Origin of the sequence: Rhizobium sp. R634 (assembly GCF_002211305.1) — a bacterium.
In the GTDB taxonomy this organism is placed as follows: domain Bacteria; phylum Pseudomonadota; class Alphaproteobacteria; order Rhizobiales; family Rhizobiaceae; genus Rhizobium.
In genome coordinates, this window is the sequence record NZ_LOKW01000028.1 from 13,760 (window position 1) to 29,954 (window position 16,195).

At 61.1% G+C, this 16,195-nt stretch carries 16 protein-coding genes and 1 pseudogene; 9 read left to right on the plus strand and 8 right to left on the minus strand.

The annotated features are described in order from the left end of the window. Positions 1–4 precede the first annotated feature (4 nt). From ATY77_RS29385 to ATY77_RS29395, 3 genes are read left to right on the plus strand one after another with little or no spacing between them, the layout of a single operon-like run. Entirely contained in the window at positions 5–505 is a 501-nt protein-coding gene (locus ATY77_RS29385; protein ID WP_088690007.1) for an ureidoglycolate lyase, read from the plus strand. Then, on the plus strand, positions 502–858 hold the full coding sequence (gene uraH / locus ATY77_RS29390; protein ID WP_088690008.1) for a hydroxyisourate hydrolase: 357 nt from the start codon (positions 502–504) through the stop codon (positions 856–858). The genes ATY77_RS29385 and uraH overlap by 4 nt, the downstream gene beginning before the upstream one ends. A 2-nt stretch (positions 859–860) precedes the next feature. Next, a complete protein-coding gene (locus ATY77_RS29395; RefSeq protein WP_088690009.1) occupies positions 861–1,601 on the plus strand; it encodes a metallophosphoesterase family protein in 741 nt (246 codons plus the stop codon). Between the two features lie 22 nt (positions 1,602–1,623). On the opposite strand, the gene ATY77_RS29400 is transcribed toward ATY77_RS29395, so the two are convergent. The 4 genes from ATY77_RS29400 to ATY77_RS29415 form a co-directional block, all read right to left on the minus strand. Beyond that, complete coding sequence (locus ATY77_RS29400; protein ID WP_088672969.1) at positions 1,624–3,378, minus strand: flotillin domain-containing protein; 1,755 nt, start codon at positions 3,376–3,378, stop codon at positions 1,624–1,626. Further along, a complete protein-coding gene (locus ATY77_RS29405; protein WP_088690010.1) occupies positions 3,375–4,022 on the minus strand; it encodes an OB-fold-containig protein in 648 nt (215 codons plus the stop codon). The genes ATY77_RS29400 and ATY77_RS29405 overlap by 4 nt, the downstream gene beginning before the upstream one ends. Before the next feature lie 5 nt (positions 4,023–4,027). Next, positions 4,028–5,167 carry a PspA/IM30 family protein gene (locus tag ATY77_RS29410; RefSeq protein ID WP_245314403.1) on the minus strand — a complete coding sequence of 380 codons (1,140 nt, stop codon included), beginning with the start codon at positions 5,165–5,167 and terminating at the stop codon, positions 4,028–4,030. A gap of 148 nt (positions 5,168–5,315) precedes the next feature. Continuing rightward, a complete protein-coding gene (locus ATY77_RS29415; RefSeq protein ID WP_088690012.1) occupies positions 5,316–5,939 on the minus strand; it encodes a CDP-alcohol phosphatidyltransferase family protein in 624 nt (207 codons plus the stop codon). Positions 5,940–6,138: 199 nt separating this feature from the next. On the opposite strand from ATY77_RS29415, the gene ATY77_RS29420 reads away from it, so the two are divergent. From ATY77_RS29420 to ATY77_RS29430, 3 genes are read left to right on the plus strand one after another with little or no spacing between them, the layout of a single operon-like run. Next, complete coding sequence (locus ATY77_RS29420) at positions 6,139–7,923, plus strand: bifunctional alpha/beta hydrolase/class I SAM-dependent methyltransferase (RefSeq protein ID WP_088690013.1); 1,785 nt, start codon at positions 6,139–6,141, stop codon at positions 7,921–7,923. A 10-nt stretch (positions 7,924–7,933) separates the two neighbouring features. After that, positions 7,934–9,262 (plus strand): phosphatase PAP2/dual specificity phosphatase family protein, encoded by a 1,329-nt coding sequence (locus ATY77_RS29425; RefSeq protein ID WP_088690014.1) that lies wholly within the window; start codon positions 7,934–7,936, stop codon positions 9,260–9,262. Continuing rightward, positions 9,259–9,699 (plus strand): hypothetical protein, encoded by a 441-nt coding sequence (locus ATY77_RS29430; RefSeq protein ID WP_088690015.1) that lies wholly within the window; start codon positions 9,259–9,261, stop codon positions 9,697–9,699. Before ATY77_RS29425 ends, ATY77_RS29430 begins: the two co-directional genes overlap by 4 nt. A 72-nt stretch (positions 9,700–9,771) precedes the next feature. Here the strand turns inward: ATY77_RS29430 and ATY77_RS29435 are convergent, their stop codons facing one another. Continuing rightward, positions 9,772–10,914: an alpha-hydroxy acid oxidase gene (locus ATY77_RS29435; RefSeq protein WP_088672976.1), complete on the minus strand. Its 1,143-nt coding sequence runs from the start codon at positions 10,912–10,914 to the stop codon at positions 9,772–9,774. A gap of 306 nt (positions 10,915–11,220) precedes the next feature. Between ATY77_RS29435 and ATY77_RS29440 the strand changes: the two are divergent. The 3 genes and pseudogenes from ATY77_RS29440 to ATY77_RS29450 all read left to right on the plus strand — a co-directional run. Next, positions 11,221–11,682: pseudogene (locus tag ATY77_RS29440) on the plus strand (transposase); the annotation flags it as partial. A gap of 13 nt (positions 11,683–11,695) precedes the next feature. Further along, complete coding sequence (locus ATY77_RS29445; RefSeq protein WP_088690016.1) at positions 11,696–11,974, plus strand: hypothetical protein; 279 nt, start codon at positions 11,696–11,698, stop codon at positions 11,972–11,974. 262 nt (positions 11,975–12,236) lie between these two features. Then, on the plus strand, positions 12,237–12,788 hold the full coding sequence (locus ATY77_RS29450) for a hypothetical protein (protein WP_088672978.1): 552 nt from the start codon (positions 12,237–12,239) through the stop codon (positions 12,786–12,788). A 386-nt stretch (positions 12,789–13,174) separates the two neighbouring features. On the opposite strand, the gene ATY77_RS29455 is transcribed toward ATY77_RS29450, so the two are convergent. Genes ATY77_RS29455 through puuD form a run of 3 tightly spaced genes read right to left on the minus strand, consistent with a single transcriptional unit; the run spans position 13,175 to position 16,031 of the window. Next, a complete protein-coding gene (locus tag ATY77_RS29455; protein ID WP_088672979.1) occupies positions 13,175–13,435 on the minus strand; it encodes a type II toxin-antitoxin system ParD family antitoxin in 261 nt (86 codons plus the stop codon). A 14-nt stretch (positions 13,436–13,449) separates the two neighbouring features. Further along, a complete protein-coding gene (gene guaD / locus ATY77_RS29460; protein ID WP_088672980.1) occupies positions 13,450–14,796 on the minus strand; it encodes a guanine deaminase in 1,347 nt (448 codons plus the stop codon). Continuing rightward, positions 14,793–16,031 (minus strand): urate hydroxylase PuuD, encoded by a 1,239-nt coding sequence (puuD, locus tag ATY77_RS29465; protein WP_088672981.1) that lies wholly within the window; start codon positions 16,029–16,031, stop codon positions 14,793–14,795. The genes guaD and puuD overlap by 4 nt, the downstream gene beginning before the upstream one ends. Positions 16,032–16,195 lie beyond the last annotated feature (164 nt).

Below are 16,195 nucleotides of genomic sequence, written 5' to 3' on the forward strand. Positions count from 1 at the left end.
AGCCATGTCCGAATTTCTCGACATCCGCCCGCTCAGCCGATCCACTTTTGCTCCCTTCGGCGAGGTGATCGAAGCCGATCCGGCTTCGATGCGGCTCATCAATGGCGGCACGACGGAACGTTTTCATGCCTTGGCCGTGGCGGAGGCGGCGGGCGAGGGCGCACGCGTCATCGTCAACCTGTTTCGCGGCCAGCCGCGCAGCTTTCCCTATGCCGTCGACATGATGGAGCGCCATCCCCAGGGCAGCCAGAGTTTTTCGCCGGTTTCGGGCCGCCCCTTCCTCGTCGTCGTTTCCGAGGACGAGAACGGACGCCCCGGCAGGCCGCAGGTCTTTCTGGCGCGCGGGGATCAGGGCGTGAACTATCGCCGCAACGTCTGGCACCATCCGCTGATGGCGCTCGGCGAGGCTTCGGATTTCCTGGTGGTCGACCGCGACGGGCCGGGCAACAATCTCGAGGAATTCTTCTTCGAGACCCCCTTCATCATCAGAGAGCCAGCCCTATGACCGGACTGACCACGCATGTTCTCGACACCGCTCTCGGCAAGCCGGCCGAGGGCATCAGGATCGATCTCTTCCGGATCGACGGCGAGATCCGCAGGCATGTGACGACGGTCAAGACCAATGCCGACGGCCGGGTCGACGGCGGCCCGATTCTCTCAGGCGAAAATTTCCATGTCGGGACCTATGAACTGGTCTTCCACGCCGGCGATTATCTCAGAGCCTGCGGCACGCCGCTGCCGCATCCGGCTTTCCTCGATCTCGTGCCGATCCGCTTCGGTATCGCCGATATCACCGCGCATTATCATGTGCCGTTGCTGCTTTCGCCCTATGGTTATTCCACTTACCGGGGCAGCTAGAGATGAAATTTGCCGCGATCGCCGATATTCACGGCAACCATCTGGCGCTTGAGGCGGTGCTTGCCGATATTCGGGCGCAGGGCATCGAGGAGATCGTCAATCTCGGCGATTTCTTCAGCGGGCCGCTGGAGGCGGGCCGGTCGGCGGAGATTCTGATGCCGCTCGGGCTGACTTCGGTTCGCGGCAATCACGACCGCTATCTGATCGAGCAGGCCCCTGATGCCATGCATCCGTCGGATGCCGCCGCCTACCGGCAATTGACGCCATCCCATCTCGATTGGCTGCGCAGCCTGCCCTTCGACACCGTCTATCGCGGCGAGGCCTATCTCTGCCATGCGACGCCGAAGGACGACAATCTCTACTGGCTGGAATCGGTGGCGCCGCAGGGCCATGTCTTCCTGAAGCCGCTCGAAGCGATCGAGGCGCTCGCCGAAGGCATCGACCTGCCGCTGATCCTCTGCGGTCACAGCCATGTCCCGCGCGCCGTCCGTCTCTCGGACGGCCGTCTGATCATCAATCCCGGCAGCGTCGGTTGCCCGGCCTATGACGACGATCTGCCTCACTATCACAAGGTCGAAGCCGGCCATCCGCTGGCCGGCTACGCCATTCTCGAAAAGACGGGTGCGGGTTGGACATGGGAGTTCAGGAACGTCGCCTATGACAATCTCGCCATGTCGAGGCTGGCGGCGGAAAACCGCCGGCCCGAATGGGCGAGCGCGCTGGCGACGGGCTGGCTGAGATAGTCCAGACCCGCCTGCGCTCAAATCATTTCTTCTCCGGCGCCGAAGGGGCGATCGTCTTTGCCGGACCGGCGGCCGATGCTGCCGGTCTGACCGAAGCGGCGGACGGTATTGCCGGCTTTGCCGGTGCTGCGGCCGGTTTTGCGCCATCGAGATTTCCAAGCAGGGATGAGATGGCGTCGTCGCCTTCGAAGCCGGCTTCCTTCAGAAGCTTGTCGAGGATCGGCTTGTTGGCCTGGTAGGCAAGCAGCTGGCTGGCCAGTCCGTCGCCCATGCCGATGCCGTTTCCGCCGTTCGCGCCGCCGCGGCCGAGCATGCCGCCGGTGTCGAAGATCCTGATATCGGAGATCTTTTCGATGGGCTTGACCGCCTCGGCGAGTGCTTCTGGAATGATACGGATGCGCTCGCGGGTGATCTCGAACTCGATGATAGCGGCGCTCAACTTGTTACGGGCGTCGTTGAGCAATGCCTCGCTCTCGGCAGCGGCCTTGCCGGTTTCGAGAATGCCCTTGGCCTTGATGATCGCCGCGTCCGCTTCGGCGGTCGCCAGCGTCTTGATGGCTTCCGCTTGGTCGATCGCGGCCTGCTTCTCGGCCTCGGCGCCGACGGTCACGGCGGTCGCTTCGGTTTCGGCTTTCTTGCGCGCGTCGATGACAGCGATCTGCTTTTCGCGTTCGGCGATCTCGATCGCCTTGGCGGTGCCGACCTTTTCTTCTGCCGCAATCGCGGTGGCGCGGGCCGTTTCGGCGGCCGCCTTCGCCTCGGACTCCTCGCGGCTCTTGTTGGCGACGGCGATGGCGCTTTCCTGGGCGACGATTTGAAGGTCACGCTTGGCTTCGGTATCGCGCTGCTGGACGGCGCGGGCGGAATCGATGTTTGCGCTTTCGCGGGCCTGCTTGGCGGCTGCCTCGCGCTCGGCGATTGCCTGTTCCGCGGCGATGCGGGCTTCTTCCTCGGCACGTATTGCCGCCTGCTCCTGCTGGGCGGTCTCGGCGCGCGTCGCGGCGGACTTGTTGGCGATGTCGCGTTCCTGGTTGAGTTCGGCTTCGCGCTTGGTCCGTTCGATGGCGAGCGACTGCTGGCGGGCCTCCAGATCCTTCTGGGCGATGGCGACTTCGGTATCGCGGACGATTTCGTTTCGCTCCTTCTTGCGACCCTCGGTGATGCGGGTCAGTGCCGCGAGACCTTGGGCGTCGAAGAAGTTGTTGGCGTTGAAATGTTTGATGTCGGTCTGGTCGAGCCGGGTGAGCGACACGGATTCGAGCTCGAGACCGTTCGACTGGAGGTCGGCGCCGACGGCTTCCTGCACGGCCTTGACGAAATCCATGCGCTGTTCCTGCAGTGCGTCGAGATTCATGGTCGCCGCCACCGAGCGAAGGCCGTCGACGAATTTCGCTTCGATCAGGATGCGGAGCGCTTCGGCGTCGTTGGTGCGGCTGCCGAGCGTCTGGGCGGCCAGCGCGATCGAGGAGCCGTCGGGCTTTACGCGCACATAGAATTCGGCGCCGATATCGACGCGCATGCGGTCCTTGGTGATCAGCGCGTCGCCTTCGCCGCGGCGGACTTCGAGGCGCAGCGTCTTCAGGTTGACCCTGGCGATGGAGTGGAAGATCGGCAGGACGACGGAGCCCCCGTCGAGCACGACCTTCTGGCCGCCGAGGCCGGTGCGCACATAGGCCTCGTCGCGGCTGGAGCGCGTGTAGAGAGAGGCGAGGACAAAGCCGATGCCGAAGATCAGGACGATGCCAATGCCGGCCGGTAGAATAATGTCAAACATCATGACTGCTCCCTGAAAGATTGATTGTCCGCTCCGGCCGGATCGGCGAGTGCGGGAATGGCGATAAACACATCTGCCTTGCGATCGACGAGGAGAACCTCAGTGCCGATCTTCAGCGGGCCTTCGTCCTTGGCGGCCTTGGCTCTCAGCACATGCCAGTTTCCATGCTGGTCCTTGACGCGGACGCGCCCCGGCAGTCCCTGGTCGAGCGGACCGAGCGACACTTCCGCGGTCCGGCCGATGAAAGTGTCGAGATCGACGGCATAGGTCTCGTCGTGCGGAACGATCCGCGCCACCGTCCGGCTCGATGCCCGCACCATGGGGAAGGTGAGCACCAAGGCGGGAATGGCGGCGACGGCGGCCGGCAGCGGCGCCCAGAAAGCTCCGGCGACCGCCTGTATGGCAAAGCCGGCAATGGCGAAGAAGCCGAGCGTCATCATCAGGAGAATGAGCAGCGGAACGCCGCCGACATTGAGCCAGGACAGATAGCCCGCAATGCCGTCATGGCCGTGGAAATCCGGTTTTCCGAGAAGCTCGGTGATCGAAAAACCCATGACGGTCGCCAGCATCTCGATCGCGGTCAGGCCGGCAAGCACGGCGGCGGCGATCGCAAAGGGAAGGCATTCAGGAGCGAGGAAAAGTCCCATCGGCGTTACCGGTTATCCGCCTTGAAACGCGCGAGGCGGGCCTCGATCGCCTGCTCGCGGTGCAATCGGTCGAGTTCGTCCAGCTCGGAACTATGGGCGTTTTCGGCTGATGGAACGCCTGTCAGCCGCGAGACCGCCGCGGCGGCGCGGGCAGCGCCCACGCCCGGCGTCGGTCTGCCGTGGCCGGCCAGAGCCTCTTCCGGATGCTTGACGATGCTGCGCTTGAAATCGGCAAGGCGGGCGTCGGCCTCGCGGCGCGCGGCGAGCACCGCCTGCAGAGCTTTCTGGCCCTCATCCACCTGCTCGCTGGCATCAGCCAGCGCCTTGTCGAGTGCTGCGATCTGGGATTCGAGATCGATCTGACGGGCGACGCCGGCCTTTGCGAGATCGTCGCGCCCGGAGGAGACCGCGATGCGGATCTTCTCATCCAGCGCATTCATGTCTTCGACGATTTCGTCCTTGCGGCTCTGGATGCGGTATTCCTCGGCGCGCGCCTTGCCGAGGTCGGTGCGGGCCTCTTCTGCAGCCGCATCGATCTCGCGGATCGCCTGTTCGATCACCGCGATCTTGTTGACGCCTTCCGCTTTGTCGATCGCCGCATTGGCGATGCCCGCAATCAGGCGACCCATGCGTGAAAGAATGCCTTCATTCGTCATGTTTTCCTCCATCCGAGCGGAATTCGGCGTGACGCCGATGTTAATCTCGTAGCGATCGTGATCCGCCACAAGGTATGCGGGAAAAATACTCTCCCATCCCTTGGAATAGCCCGCGACATCAAAGGGCACGGCAACGCGTCCGTGCACCGTGGCGATGGTCAGGTCCGAGGGGCCTTTTATGGCGAAGAGCTTTTCGTCGAGCGGCAGCTGCAGCGGATCGGGGATGACGCCCCGATTGGCAGCGAAATCGCGAAGGCCGAGCGTCACCAGCCGCGCCGGCAGGCCCGTCTGCTCGCGGATGGTTTCATAGGCCAGATCATGCAGGACGACGAGATTGGCGCCCGCTTTGTCGTCGATGAGCTCGGTCAGGATGCCGGTCATCCTGCGATAGGCGGCAATCGTGTCGTCAAGCGCCTGGCGGGCCTGATCGTCAGGCGCCAGCATGTAGCGCAGCAGCGATGGATGCGGTGTCTTGCTCGTGATTGCCATGGATAAAAACATAAAGCACCGCTTTTGTGCTTTCAAGAGGCTGCGTGCGAAAAATACAACCTTTGTTGAACTTGTCGTTGGACGGAGGAGGGATCACAAGATGCGATTACAAGCAATTCGCAAAAGCAGCGTTCGACACCGTTCCGGATCAGCTCCGTTCCCATCGGCCCGCCATACGCGCCTCGCGAATACCGGCGCTGATACGGTTGATGATCGTCCATATGAGAAGGAGTGCCACCACTGCCCAAAGCCACACGGTCCACGTTGCAAAAGTGCCTCCAACCGCGACAAAGACGCCGAGCGCGCCGAAAAGCACCGCACGGTCGCTCTTGCCCAGCGGCCCGTCGTAACGCCGGCTGGCGCCGACCGTTTGACTGAGAATGCCGGCAAATTCCGTCAGCACCGAGAGGAAAATGACAGCCATGGCCGGCATCAGGCCGTTCGGATCGATCAGTGCAAACGGCAAATACAGGGCGATATCCGAGACGACATCACCGATCTCGTTGAGATAAGCGCCCAGAATGCTCTTTTGCCCATGTTCGCGCGCGAGCATGCCGTCAATCGCATTGAGGCCCATGCGCAAGAGAAACCAGACAGGCACCATCAGGAACCACTGCGGAAGCGGAACGATGCTGAGAAAAAGGCCAAGTGCAACAGAGACGGCGGCAGCAACCGATGTCACCTGATTGGCGGTGACACCTCGCGCCGCCAGCGCGCGTACCAGAGGGCGAAGGATATTCTGAAACCGGGACTTCAATTGATAAACAGACATGCTACCTCAGTGGAGTTTCGTGGCATCAGAAAAATCTATCCCAGCTCCGGCGGTGCAGATCGTCGTACTTGCGGGGAGCCGATACTTCATGTCGGTTCTCGTATAGGGCTTACATTTGCGACTAGACTTTTGCAATGAATGCAAATCAGTGTTCCGCTAATGGTTGCAACTCATCCACCGATCAGAACTGGAGAAGACCGTGCTGCAAACTGCCGATAGTGGGCAACCGTCATCGACGGCGAGACCGATGCATGAATCCGAATTCGTCTCGCACGATGGGACGCGACTCTTTTATCGGATGTGGCCTGCGACCGGCACTTCACCGAAGGGCGCCATCATTCTTCTCCATCGCGGCCACGAGCATAGCGGTCGGGTCGCGCATCTCGCCACTGAACTCGGTCTCGATAATTTTGCCTTATACGCCTGGGATGCGCGCGGCCACGGGCGCTCACCGGGAGAGCGCGGCTATTCGCCATCCTTCGCTGCGTCGGTGCGCGACCTCGATTGCTTCGTCCGCCATGTCAGCGAGACAAGCGGAACTGCCGTCGAAAACATCGCCGTGATTGCCCAGAGCGTCGGCGCGGTCCTCGCCACCACCTGGGTGCATGACTATGCGCCGCAAATCCGAGCGCTCGTGCTCGCCTCGCCGGCCTTCAGCGTCAAGCTCTACGTGCCTTTTGCAAGGGAAGGCATTGCGCTCTGGGAAAAACTCAAGGGGACATTCTTCGTCAATTCCTATGTCAAGGCGAGGTTTCTGACGCACGATCCGGAGCGCATCGCCTCCTTCGAGGCCGACCCGTTGATCACCCGGCCGATCGCCTCCAACATTCTGTTGCAGCTTTATGAAGCGGCCGCCCGCGTCGTCGACGACGCCCGCGCCATCACCGTTCCGACCCAATTGCTGATCTCCGGCAGCGACTGGGTGGTGCGACATGCGCCGCAGCACCGGTTCTACGAAAACCTCGGCAGCCGCATCAAGGAGCGGCATGTGCTTCCCGGCTTCTATCACGACACACTGGGCGAGAAGGACCGCGCGATTGCGCTCGCCGAGGTCCGCCGTTTTATCGATGCGCGGTTCGCCGAGCCTCGGGCGCCTGCCGATCTTCGCACCGCCCATGTCCAGGGCTATACCAAGGATGAGGCCGACCGGCTCGCGAGCCCTCTGGACGCCATGTCCCCGCGCGGCATCTACTGGGCCCTCAGCCGTCTCAACATCAGGCTCGGCGCGCTGGTGTCGGAAGGCATAAAAACCGGGGTCAAGACCGGTTTCGATTCCGGCTCGACGCTCGATTACGTATACGAAAACCAGCCGCGCGGGCTCGGTCCCGGCGGGCGGTTGATCGACAAGGTGTTTCTCGATGCGATCGGCTGGCGCGGCATCAGGCAGCGCAAGCTGCATTTGCAGGAGCTGATCGAGGACGGGCTGCAGCGTTTGAAAGCAGCCGGCCGCAGCACCCATGTGCTCGACATTGCGGCCGGGCATGGCCGTTACGTCCTTGATGCGATCGAGGCGGCTGCCGTGCGTCCCAATAGTGCGCGATTGCAGGATTATTCCCCCATCAATGTCGAGGCCGGCCGCACCAGCATTGCCACGCGCGGCCTCGGTGATTTCGTCAGCTTTCGCCAGCAGGATGCCTTTGACGGCGAGGGGCTGGCCGCAATCACGCCGGCTCCGGATCTCGCAATCGTCTCCGGCCTTTACGAGCTTTTCTCCGACAATGGGATGATTGCCGCTTCGCTCGACGGGATCGCCCGCGCGATGCGGCCCGGTGGTCTGCTTGTCTACACCAACCAGCCATGGCATCCGCAACTGGAGATGATCGCCCGCGCCCTGACCTCCCACCGCGGCGGCCAAGCATGGGTGATGCGGCGGCGGACGCAGGAAGAAATGGACCAGCTGGTCGCCGCAGCCGGTTTCCGCAAGATCGAACAGCGGATCGACCAGTGGGGCATTTTCACCGTCTCGCTGGCGGAAAGAATTTGAGGGCAAGCCGTTGGGGCAGGCAGGTTCTACTCTTTCCCGGGCAGGGCCGGTCGCGAAGCGGGCGGCGCTCTGGCTCGTCTTCCTGGCGCCGTTCTTCTATCTGACCTATGGCGGTGCCAACTGGCTGGCATCGCAGCGCGCTCATGTGCCGAACATCGCCTTTGGATGGGAAAGCGCCATTCCGTTCCTGGCATGGACGATCATTCCATACTGGTCGATCAACCTGTTCTATGCACTCTGCCTGTTCATCAACACGACGCCGCGCGATGTGGATATGCTCGCCAGGCGTTATCTGACGATCCAGATTATAGCGATCGCTTGCTTTATCGCGTTTCCGCTCGAAGCAACCTTCGTCCGGCCGGCCACAAGCGGTCTGCCCGGCTTCATGTTTGCCGTCCTTGGCGGTTTCGATAAACCGTTCAACCAGGCGCCGTCGCTGCATGTCGCGCTGCTGGTGGTGATCTGGGATCATCTGCGCGGCCGCTTGCCGCGCCGGGCGCGGCTTCTCTGGCACTTCTGGTGCTTTCTGATCGGCGCTTCCGTGCTGACGACGTGGCAGCATCACGTGATGGACATACCGACGGGCATGCTGCTCGGTCTGTTTGCCGCCTGGCTCTTTCCGCGCGATGCCGGTTCCCCTCTTGCGAATTTCGCTTTGAGCGGCGATCCGAAGTCGCGCCGTCTTGGACTCTGCTATCTGTGCGGTGCCGTCGCATTTCTCGGCCTCACAGCGTTCTGTACTCCTCTATCACCCGCGGCACTTCTGTTGCTCTGGCCGGCTATTGCGCTGGCGATCGTCGCCGTCGGATATTTCGGCGCCGGGCCGCAGATATTCCTGAAACGCGCCGATGGCCGGGCCGCGCTTGCCAGCCGCTGGCTGCTGGCGCCCTACCGGCTCGGCGCCATCATCAACGTTTGGCTCTGGACGCGCAAAATGCCTGCATCGGTAGTGATCGCCGATGGCGTCCATCTCGGCCGTTTTCCGCGTCGTCATGAAGCCAATCGTTTTACCACGGTGATCGACATCACCGGAGAACTGCAGCGCCCGAGCGGCACGCTTGCGCGCTGGTGCAGTTTTCCCGCGCTCGATCTTACCGGCCTCGACAAGATCCAGGCGCGCGCCGCGGCAAATCTCATCGAAGCTGTGCGCCACCAGGGACCGGTGCTCGTCTGCTGTGCGCTCGGTTTCCAGCGCAGCGCCTGCGTCATCGCAGGCTGGCTGGTCATCAGCCGGCGTTGCGAAAATCCAGCCGAAGCGTTGCAGCTGATCGAACGCGCGGGACGGCGTGTTTATTTGCCCGCGGAAACGATCTATGCCGTGACCGAGGGCTCGCCATGACGCAGTGGAAAACCGCGGCCTCCGCGGCGGCGCGAAATCTCGGCCGCAATGCGATGTTCTGCGGGCTGGCAGCGCTGTTGCCGCTGATCGCCGGCCCGGTCACCGCGGGATATCGGGGTTTCGCGCCGGCGCTCGGCTGGCTCCTGATGCTCGTTTTCTGCGGGATCGTGCTGGCGCTGGCGGTCCATCTCCTCTTCGACGCGCTGCTGTTTCGCCTCGCGTCGAGCCACGAGACGGAGGCCGCCGGCCTTGCCGCCGTAGACGACCTGCTGTTCCGGATGCAGCTTCGCAAGCCTGACGGGACGGCGCGTGGCTTGGAGAAGCGGATTGCCGGATCGCGCCGCATCGTCTGGCAGCAGCGTCTTGCGCTCGTCCTCTCTCTCGTGATTTTCGCGATCCTTCAGCTCAATGCGAGCGGCGGACAGCCGCCGGGCTGAGCAGCATGCCGTTGCGTGCGCGGCAGGGCTTGCCCGCCATTGGCGCGTTCAGGCGGTGCCGATTTCTCTGTTTCAGGCTTGTCTCGATATGATCGACGCGTTCACGTCGTTGATGTCGCGCTTGCCGCAGAGCGCCATGGTGATGTCCATCTCCTTGCGGATGATGGCGAGCGCCAGCGTGACGCCCTCCTTGCCCATGGCGCCGAGCCCGTAGAGGAAAGGGCGGCCGATATAGGTGCCTTTCGCGCCGAGTGCCACGGCCTTCAGCACGTCCTGGCCGGAGCGGATGCCGCCGTCGAGATGGATTTCGATGCGATCGCCGACGGCATCGACGATCGCAGGCAGCATATTGATCGAGGAGGGGGCGCCGTCGAGCTGGCGGCCGCCATGGTTCGAGACGATGATCGCATCGGCGCCGGTGTCGGCGGCTGCCCTGGCATCCTCCGGGTCGAGAACGCCCTTGATGATCAGCGGGCCGCCCCATTGTTCCTTGATCCAGGCAACATCGGCCCAGGAGAGCCGCGGATCGAACTGTTCATGCGTCCATGCGGCGAGCGAGGTGATATTGGAGACGTTCTTGGCATGGCCGATGATATTGCCGAAGCTGCGGCGCTGCGTCTTCAGCATATCAAGGCACCAGAAGGGCCGCGTCGCCACCTGCCAGACATGTTTCGGCGTGAATCTCGGCGGCGCCGACAGGCCGTTGCGCAGGTCCTTGTGGCGCTGGCCGAGGATCTGCAGATCGGCCGTCAGCACCAGCGCGGAGCATTTGGCGGCCTTGGCGCGGTTGATGAGGCCGAGAACGAAATCCTTGTCTCTCATCACGTAGAGCTGGAACCAGAAGGGGCGCGTCGTCACCGATGCGACGTCCTCGATCGAGCAGATGCTCATCGTCGACAGCGTGAAGGGAACGCCGAATTCTTCCGCCGCGCGCGCTGCCAGCATCTCGCCATCGGCATGCTGCATGCCCGTCATGCCGGTTGGCGCGAGAGCCACGGGCATCGACACCTTCTGGCCGATCATCGTCGTTTCCAATGTGCGGTCGGTCATATCGACCAACACCCGCTGGCGCAGCTTGATCCGGCTGAAATCGCTCTCATTCGCCCGATATGTGGATTCCGTCCAGGCGCCCGAATCCGCATAGTCGAAAAACATCTTCGGCACGCGGCGCTGTGCGAGCTTTTTCAGATCGGCAATGGTGAGCGGAGTGGCCATGAATGAACCTTCACATCGGAATTCGGCGATCCGGCGTAACATGGAATTCGCGGGAGAGTGAGGGGAATTCGAAGGTCTTCAACGGCGGCGATGCGGAAAAGCGATTATCCCTCCCAGCCAATATCGCGAAGGTCGCTGGCTCCATCGATGACGCACACGATATGAACGGCAGTGCTATCGCAGGAGTAAGAACAAGCCATCTTTCAACCACTGGAAGAAGCGCGTCTGCTGCCCGGATCGCCGCTGTCGCGCGTGCCTGCGCGGTTTCGCCATGATCTTTCCATCAAACCGAGTTCGGGTTTGGACGGAAGGCAAGCACGGTCAGCGCCTTTGATCGCAGACAAGCGGACCTGGCTCACGCAAATCGTGCCCGTGTCGCAGGCAAGTCGCCGCTCGGCGAAGCTCTCACCTATATCGCCAAATACTGGGATGGGCTCTGTGTCTTCCTGACTGACGGGCGCATTGAGATCGACAACAACACCGTCGAGAGAGCCATCAGACCGATAGCCCTGAACCGTAAGAATGCTCTCTTCGCCGGGCACGACGCCGGAGCGGAGAACTGGGCGGCCATCGCGTCCCTCATAGAGACCTGCAAAGCTCAATACTGTCGATCCGTTTGGCTACCTAGCTAGGACGCTCGCCGCCATCGTTAATGGTCACAAGCAGAGCCACATTGAAGGTCTCTTGCCGTGGAACTACCCCTCAATCTCCCCTTTGCAGACATTTGCTGTCGAGATACGCTTATCCGCGTCACTCTATGAGAGATAGAAAGGCGAGCCCCATGACGTCGCCGATTTTCAGAATTTTGCGGCTCTTCGATGAAGCTGGTATCCGCTATATGCTCAATAGATATCGCGAGGATACGATTGATGTGCATGCCACCCTTGTAGGTGAGCGCATCGAGCTTTCTATATTTGAAGACGGCCGTGTCGAAATGTCTCGTTTCGTTGGAAACGAGGATGTCTTGGAAGGTGATCTTATCTACGAAGTCGTGGCGGCCTACGTTCAGGAAAACGCGGAATGGGAAAAGCGCGTGGGGGAACCAAATCAGGAGGCATGACCGCTGCTGCCGCGCCCGTATCGTTAGACGAACTCCCGCATCCATAAAGCATCTTGGTCAAGGCGCGACCGGGACACCGCTTACTGTCCACCTTCATTTTCCTGACTGGGATCTTTAACGCAGCTAGTTCCGTCCGTATCGTCGATTCATGCTCGGCGGATACCTGAGTAATTGAAATGCAGCGCAATCATTTGCACTTCATTCTAGCTTTGCATCAGAGTCATCTGATTACATGATGAGGCCGTCAAGATAGGGGCGATCGATGAAGTGCATCTCTGAACTTTTTATGGGATTGGCGGGAGCGACCTTGGTCGTCATTAGCGCAGTTCAACCGGCGAAAGCTAACAGTGACAATGGCGAAGACCCATCTTGTAAAATCGTCAACTTCGCATACGCGGCAACCATGAACGCTACCCGGTCGAGCGTGACGGCTTATGCCGAGCAGGACGATGGATCTTTAGTGTTCACTGCCGATTTGCGAACCCAGTTAGGTATTAATTATCTAAAAGATTCAACGCGAAAGCAATGGATCCGTTACCCACAGGCAAAGTGGGTTCCAGCGGACCGATTTGGTCCAAAAATAACTGACTGTGTATTTAAAGGTGATGAAAGTCACCTGGATATCGCAGCAAAGCACTATTCAGCTATCCGTCATGAGGGAACCCAGGTCTCTAAAGTGGATTTTTGGATTACGCATGACGATGGACGAATTGCAAAAATGCGAATTGGGCCGTGGGGAGTCAAGCTTAAGTTCGGACTGGGAGTAATTGAAATCCGGAAGTTCGATGACGAGGCATTGACCCCTCCGCTTTGATCCGCAGCCGCAACAGACTTGCGCTTCCATTCGAACGGTATGTCCGATGTTTTGTCGAAATCCTGAAGCGAAATTACATGCGCATATCAGTTCCACAGGATGCTGAAGCAGCGCTCCAATCGCGCGACGTCCAGTTTCCGTGAAAACCTTAAACCGCTGCGCCGGCACGTCTGAACTGGTGCTGTGTGTAAATCATGTCGTCATATGTCGAAGCCCCGTTCGGCAACAACATCAACAATCACACGCTGATCCGGAAGATGGGTCCATAACACCGCTTACGTCTATGATGGTATCGGCCATCGGCTGGCCGCTGCTGCCGGCGATCCACAGCCAAATGTCCAGAATGTCCGAGCGGCTCGGCCCGAGTAAAAAACCGCGGCCATCAATCAGGCTTTGGATGCGGCAAACCGCCGGCGCCCTTCGGCCTTCACGGCATCGATGTCCAGAGGGGCGAAATCTCCGCTTTGCATTCCATCGCGCCACGCATTCCGCAGGCGTTCGACTTCGCGGGCTTTTGCACTGTTGCGCTCCTCAAGCAGCCGCAGGGCTTCGCTCACGACGTCGCTCGAAGAGCTGTAACCGCCGGAATCGATCTTTCTCTTGATGTCGCTCGCCAGTTCATCCGGCAATGAAACAGTCAGGTCCATGAGGTTTCTCCTCATCAAACTATGGGAAGATCGGCGGATTTTTGCAAGTTCGCTCGGAGGGTCTTTTTCAACGCAACGCCTGCCACATAGGTTTCGGCGACCGCCCGGTCGTCGCCCATTGTCTGCAGGAGGAAGAGCTCCTCGGACAGGGTCTTCACCGTTTCCAGCTTCAGCGCCATGGCCGGGGTCGCGGCCGCATCGAGGACGACGAGGTCGGCTTCGGTGCCGGCGTCCAGCGTGCCGATCCGGTCGGCCAGCGACAGTGCCTCGGCATTGCCGCGCGTCATCAGGTAGTAGCTTTCCAGGGGGTTCAGCCGTTCTCCGAGCAGCTGCTGGATCTTGTAGGCCTCGTCCATGGTTTTCAGCATCGAATAGCTGGAGCCGCCGCCGATATCGGTTGCGACGCCAATGCGGACCGGCTTTTCACGGCGCGCTAGCGCCTTCAGCGGGAACAGGCCGGAGCCGAGGAAAAGGTTCGAGGTCGGGCAATGGATGGCGACCGAACCCGTCTCGCTCATGACATCGGCTTCGCGCTCTGAGAGATGGATGGCATGGCCGAAGAGGCTTTTCGGCCCGAGCAGGCCGTAGCGGGCATAGATGTCGGTATAGTCGGTCGCCTCGGGATAGAGCTCGCAGGTGAATTTGATCTCGTCGTGGTTTTCCGACAGATGCGTCTGGATGTGCAGGTCGGGAAATTCGCGGGCTAGCGTTGACGTCGCTTCCATCTGCGCCGGGGTCGAGGTGATGGCGAAGCGCGGGGTGATGGCGACATGGTTGCGGCCCTTGCCGTGCCAGTCCGCTATCACCTGGCGGGTCTCGTCGTAGCCCATCTCGGGCGTGTCGAGCAGGCCCTGCGGGGCGTTGCGGTCCATCATCACCTTGCCGCCGACCATGCGCATGTTGCGTTTCATCGCCTCGGCGAAGAAGGCGTCGGCGGAGGTCTTGTGCACCGAGCAATAGGCGACCGCCGTCGTCGTGCCGTGGCGGATCAGCTCGTCGTAGAAATGCGTGGCGATCCTCTCGGCATGCGCGCTTTCGACGAAGCGGCATTCCTCGGGAAAGGTATAGGTGTTCAGCCATTCGAGCAGGTTGGCGGCATAGGAGGCGATCACCTGCATCTGCGGAAAATGCAGGTGCATGTCGATGAAGCCGGGCATGATCAGATGCGGGCGATGGTCGATCTCGGCCGTGCCTTCGGCGGCCTTCGTCTTGACGTCGGCATAAGGACCGGCTGCGGCGATCAGCCCGTCTTCGATCAGCAGGCCGCCATCCTCCTCGTAGAGATAGCTCTGGCTGTCGGCCAGGCTCAGCGGCGCGCGATGAAAGGAAAGCAGGCGGCCGCGCAGGAGTGTTGTCGTCATTGTTTCTTGCCTTCGACTGCGCTTTCGAACCAGGCTACGAGCAGCTTGCGTTCGTCCGGCGTCATATCGGTCACGTTGCCGGGCGGCATGGCATGGCTGCGCCCCGCCTGTATATAGATTTCTCGGGCATGGGCGGCAATTTCCGCGTTGTGTTCGAGTATCACGCCCTTCGGCGGCCGCACGACGCCCTCATAGGCGGGCTCGGCAGCATGGCACATGGAACAGCGCGTCGAAACCAGCTGCTTGACGGCGGGAAAATGCGGATCGCCGGCGAATTGCTGGAAGGCGGGCGCCACTGCCGCCGCATCCGTCTCTCCCGTCAACAGCTTCGGCACGGTCGAAAGCCACATGATCAGGATGAAAAGGATGACGGTGACGATCCAGGTCCAGGTCGGCCGGCCTTTCCTGGCATGGGTGGTGTTGAACCAGTGGCGGATGGTGACGCCCATCAGGAAGACGAGCGCCGCGATCACCCAGTTGAACGCCGTGCCGAAGGCGAGCGGATAATGGTTCGACAGCATGAAGAAGATGACGGGCAGCGTCAGGTAGTTGTTGTGGAGCGAACGCTGCTTGGCGATCTGGCCGTATTTCGGATCGGGCGTGCGGCCGGCGATCAGATCGGCAACGACGATCTTCTGGTTGGGGATGATGATCATGAAGACATTGGCCGACATGATCGTCGCGGTGAAGGCGCCGAGATGCAGGAAGGCGGCGCGGCCGGTGAAAAGCTGCGTATAGCCCCAGGCCATGAAGACGAGCACGGCATAGAGCACCGCCATCAGCCCCCAGGTGTTGCGCCCGAGCGGGGATTTGCAGAGCAGGTCATAGACGAGCCAGCCGAAAGCGAGAGATGCCAGCGAGATCGCGATGGCGACCGGCGGCGTGATGTCGAGCACATGCCGGTCGATGAGGAAGAGGTCGGCGCCGCCGTAATAGACGATGCAGAGCATGAGAAAGCCGGAGATCCAGGTGAAATAGCTTTCGTATTTGAACCAGGTCAGGTGCTCCGGCATTTGTGCGGGCGCCACCAGATATTTCTGGATATGATAGAAGCCGCCGCCATGGACCTGCCATTCCTCGCCATAGGCGCCGGGCGGCAGATGCGGGCGTTTCACCAGTCCGAGATCGAGCGCGATGAAATAGAAGGACGATCCGATCCAGGCGATCGCGGTGATGACATGGAACCAGCGCGCCGCGAAGGCCAGCCATTCCCATGCTATGGCATATTCATACATCGAGTTCCCCTATCTTCCTCCGACTCGTGACATTGCGGAAATTTTGGCGGGGAGGGAAGAGGAGATTGAAGAACCGCACGAGGCCCCGGTTTCGGCAGCGGCGATCCCCAGGCAGCAATGGCATGATCACTGCGCTCTATAGGGATCTGTTCATCGGCGATCTA

What these genes read in the sequence shown, in the direction of transcription:
- uraH (WP_088690008.1), top strand. Translation starts at nt 502, where the DNA reads ATGACCGGACTGACCACGCATGTTCTCGACACCGCTCTCGGCAAGCCG.
- ATY77_RS29400 (WP_088672969.1), bottom strand. Translation starts at nt 3,378, where the DNA reads ATGATGTTTGACATTATTCTACCGGCCGGCATTGGCATCGTCCTGATC.
- ATY77_RS29435 (WP_088672976.1), bottom strand. Translation starts at nt 10,914, where the DNA reads ATGGCCACTCCGCTCACCATTGCCGATCTGAAAAAGCTCGCACAGCGC.
- ATY77_RS29410 (WP_245314403.1), bottom strand. Translation starts at nt 5,167, where the DNA reads ATGGCAATCACGAGCAAGACACCGCATCCATCGCTGCTGCGCTACATG.
- guaD (WP_088672980.1), bottom strand. Translation starts at nt 14,796, where the DNA reads ATGACGACAACACTCCTGCGCGGCCGCCTGCTTTCCTTTCATCGCGCG.
- puuD (WP_088672981.1), bottom strand. Translation starts at nt 16,031, where the DNA reads ATGTATGAATATGCCATAGCATGGGAATGGCTGGCCTTCGCGGCGCGC.
- ATY77_RS29385 (WP_088690007.1), top strand. Translation starts at nt 5, where the DNA reads ATGTCCGAATTTCTCGACATCCGCCCGCTCAGCCGATCCACTTTTGCT.
- ATY77_RS29450 (WP_088672978.1), top strand. Translation starts at nt 12,237, where the DNA reads ATGAAGTGCATCTCTGAACTTTTTATGGGATTGGCGGGAGCGACCTTG.
- ATY77_RS29415 (WP_088690012.1), bottom strand. Translation starts at nt 5,939, where the DNA reads ATGTCTGTTTATCAATTGAAGTCCCGGTTTCAGAATATCCTTCGCCCT.
- ATY77_RS29405 (WP_088690010.1), bottom strand. Translation starts at nt 4,022, where the DNA reads ATGGGACTTTTCCTCGCTCCTGAATGCCTTCCCTTTGCGATCGCCGCC.
- ATY77_RS29445 (WP_088690016.1), top strand. Translation starts at nt 11,696, where the DNA reads ATGACGTCGCCGATTTTCAGAATTTTGCGGCTCTTCGATGAAGCTGGT.
- ATY77_RS29395 (WP_088690009.1), top strand. Translation starts at nt 861, where the DNA reads ATGAAATTTGCCGCGATCGCCGATATTCACGGCAACCATCTGGCGCTT.
- ATY77_RS29455 (WP_088672979.1), bottom strand. Translation starts at nt 13,435, where the DNA reads ATGGACCTGACTGTTTCATTGCCGGATGAACTGGCGAGCGACATCAAG.
- ATY77_RS29430 (WP_088690015.1), top strand. Translation starts at nt 9,259, where the DNA reads ATGACGCAGTGGAAAACCGCGGCCTCCGCGGCGGCGCGAAATCTCGGC.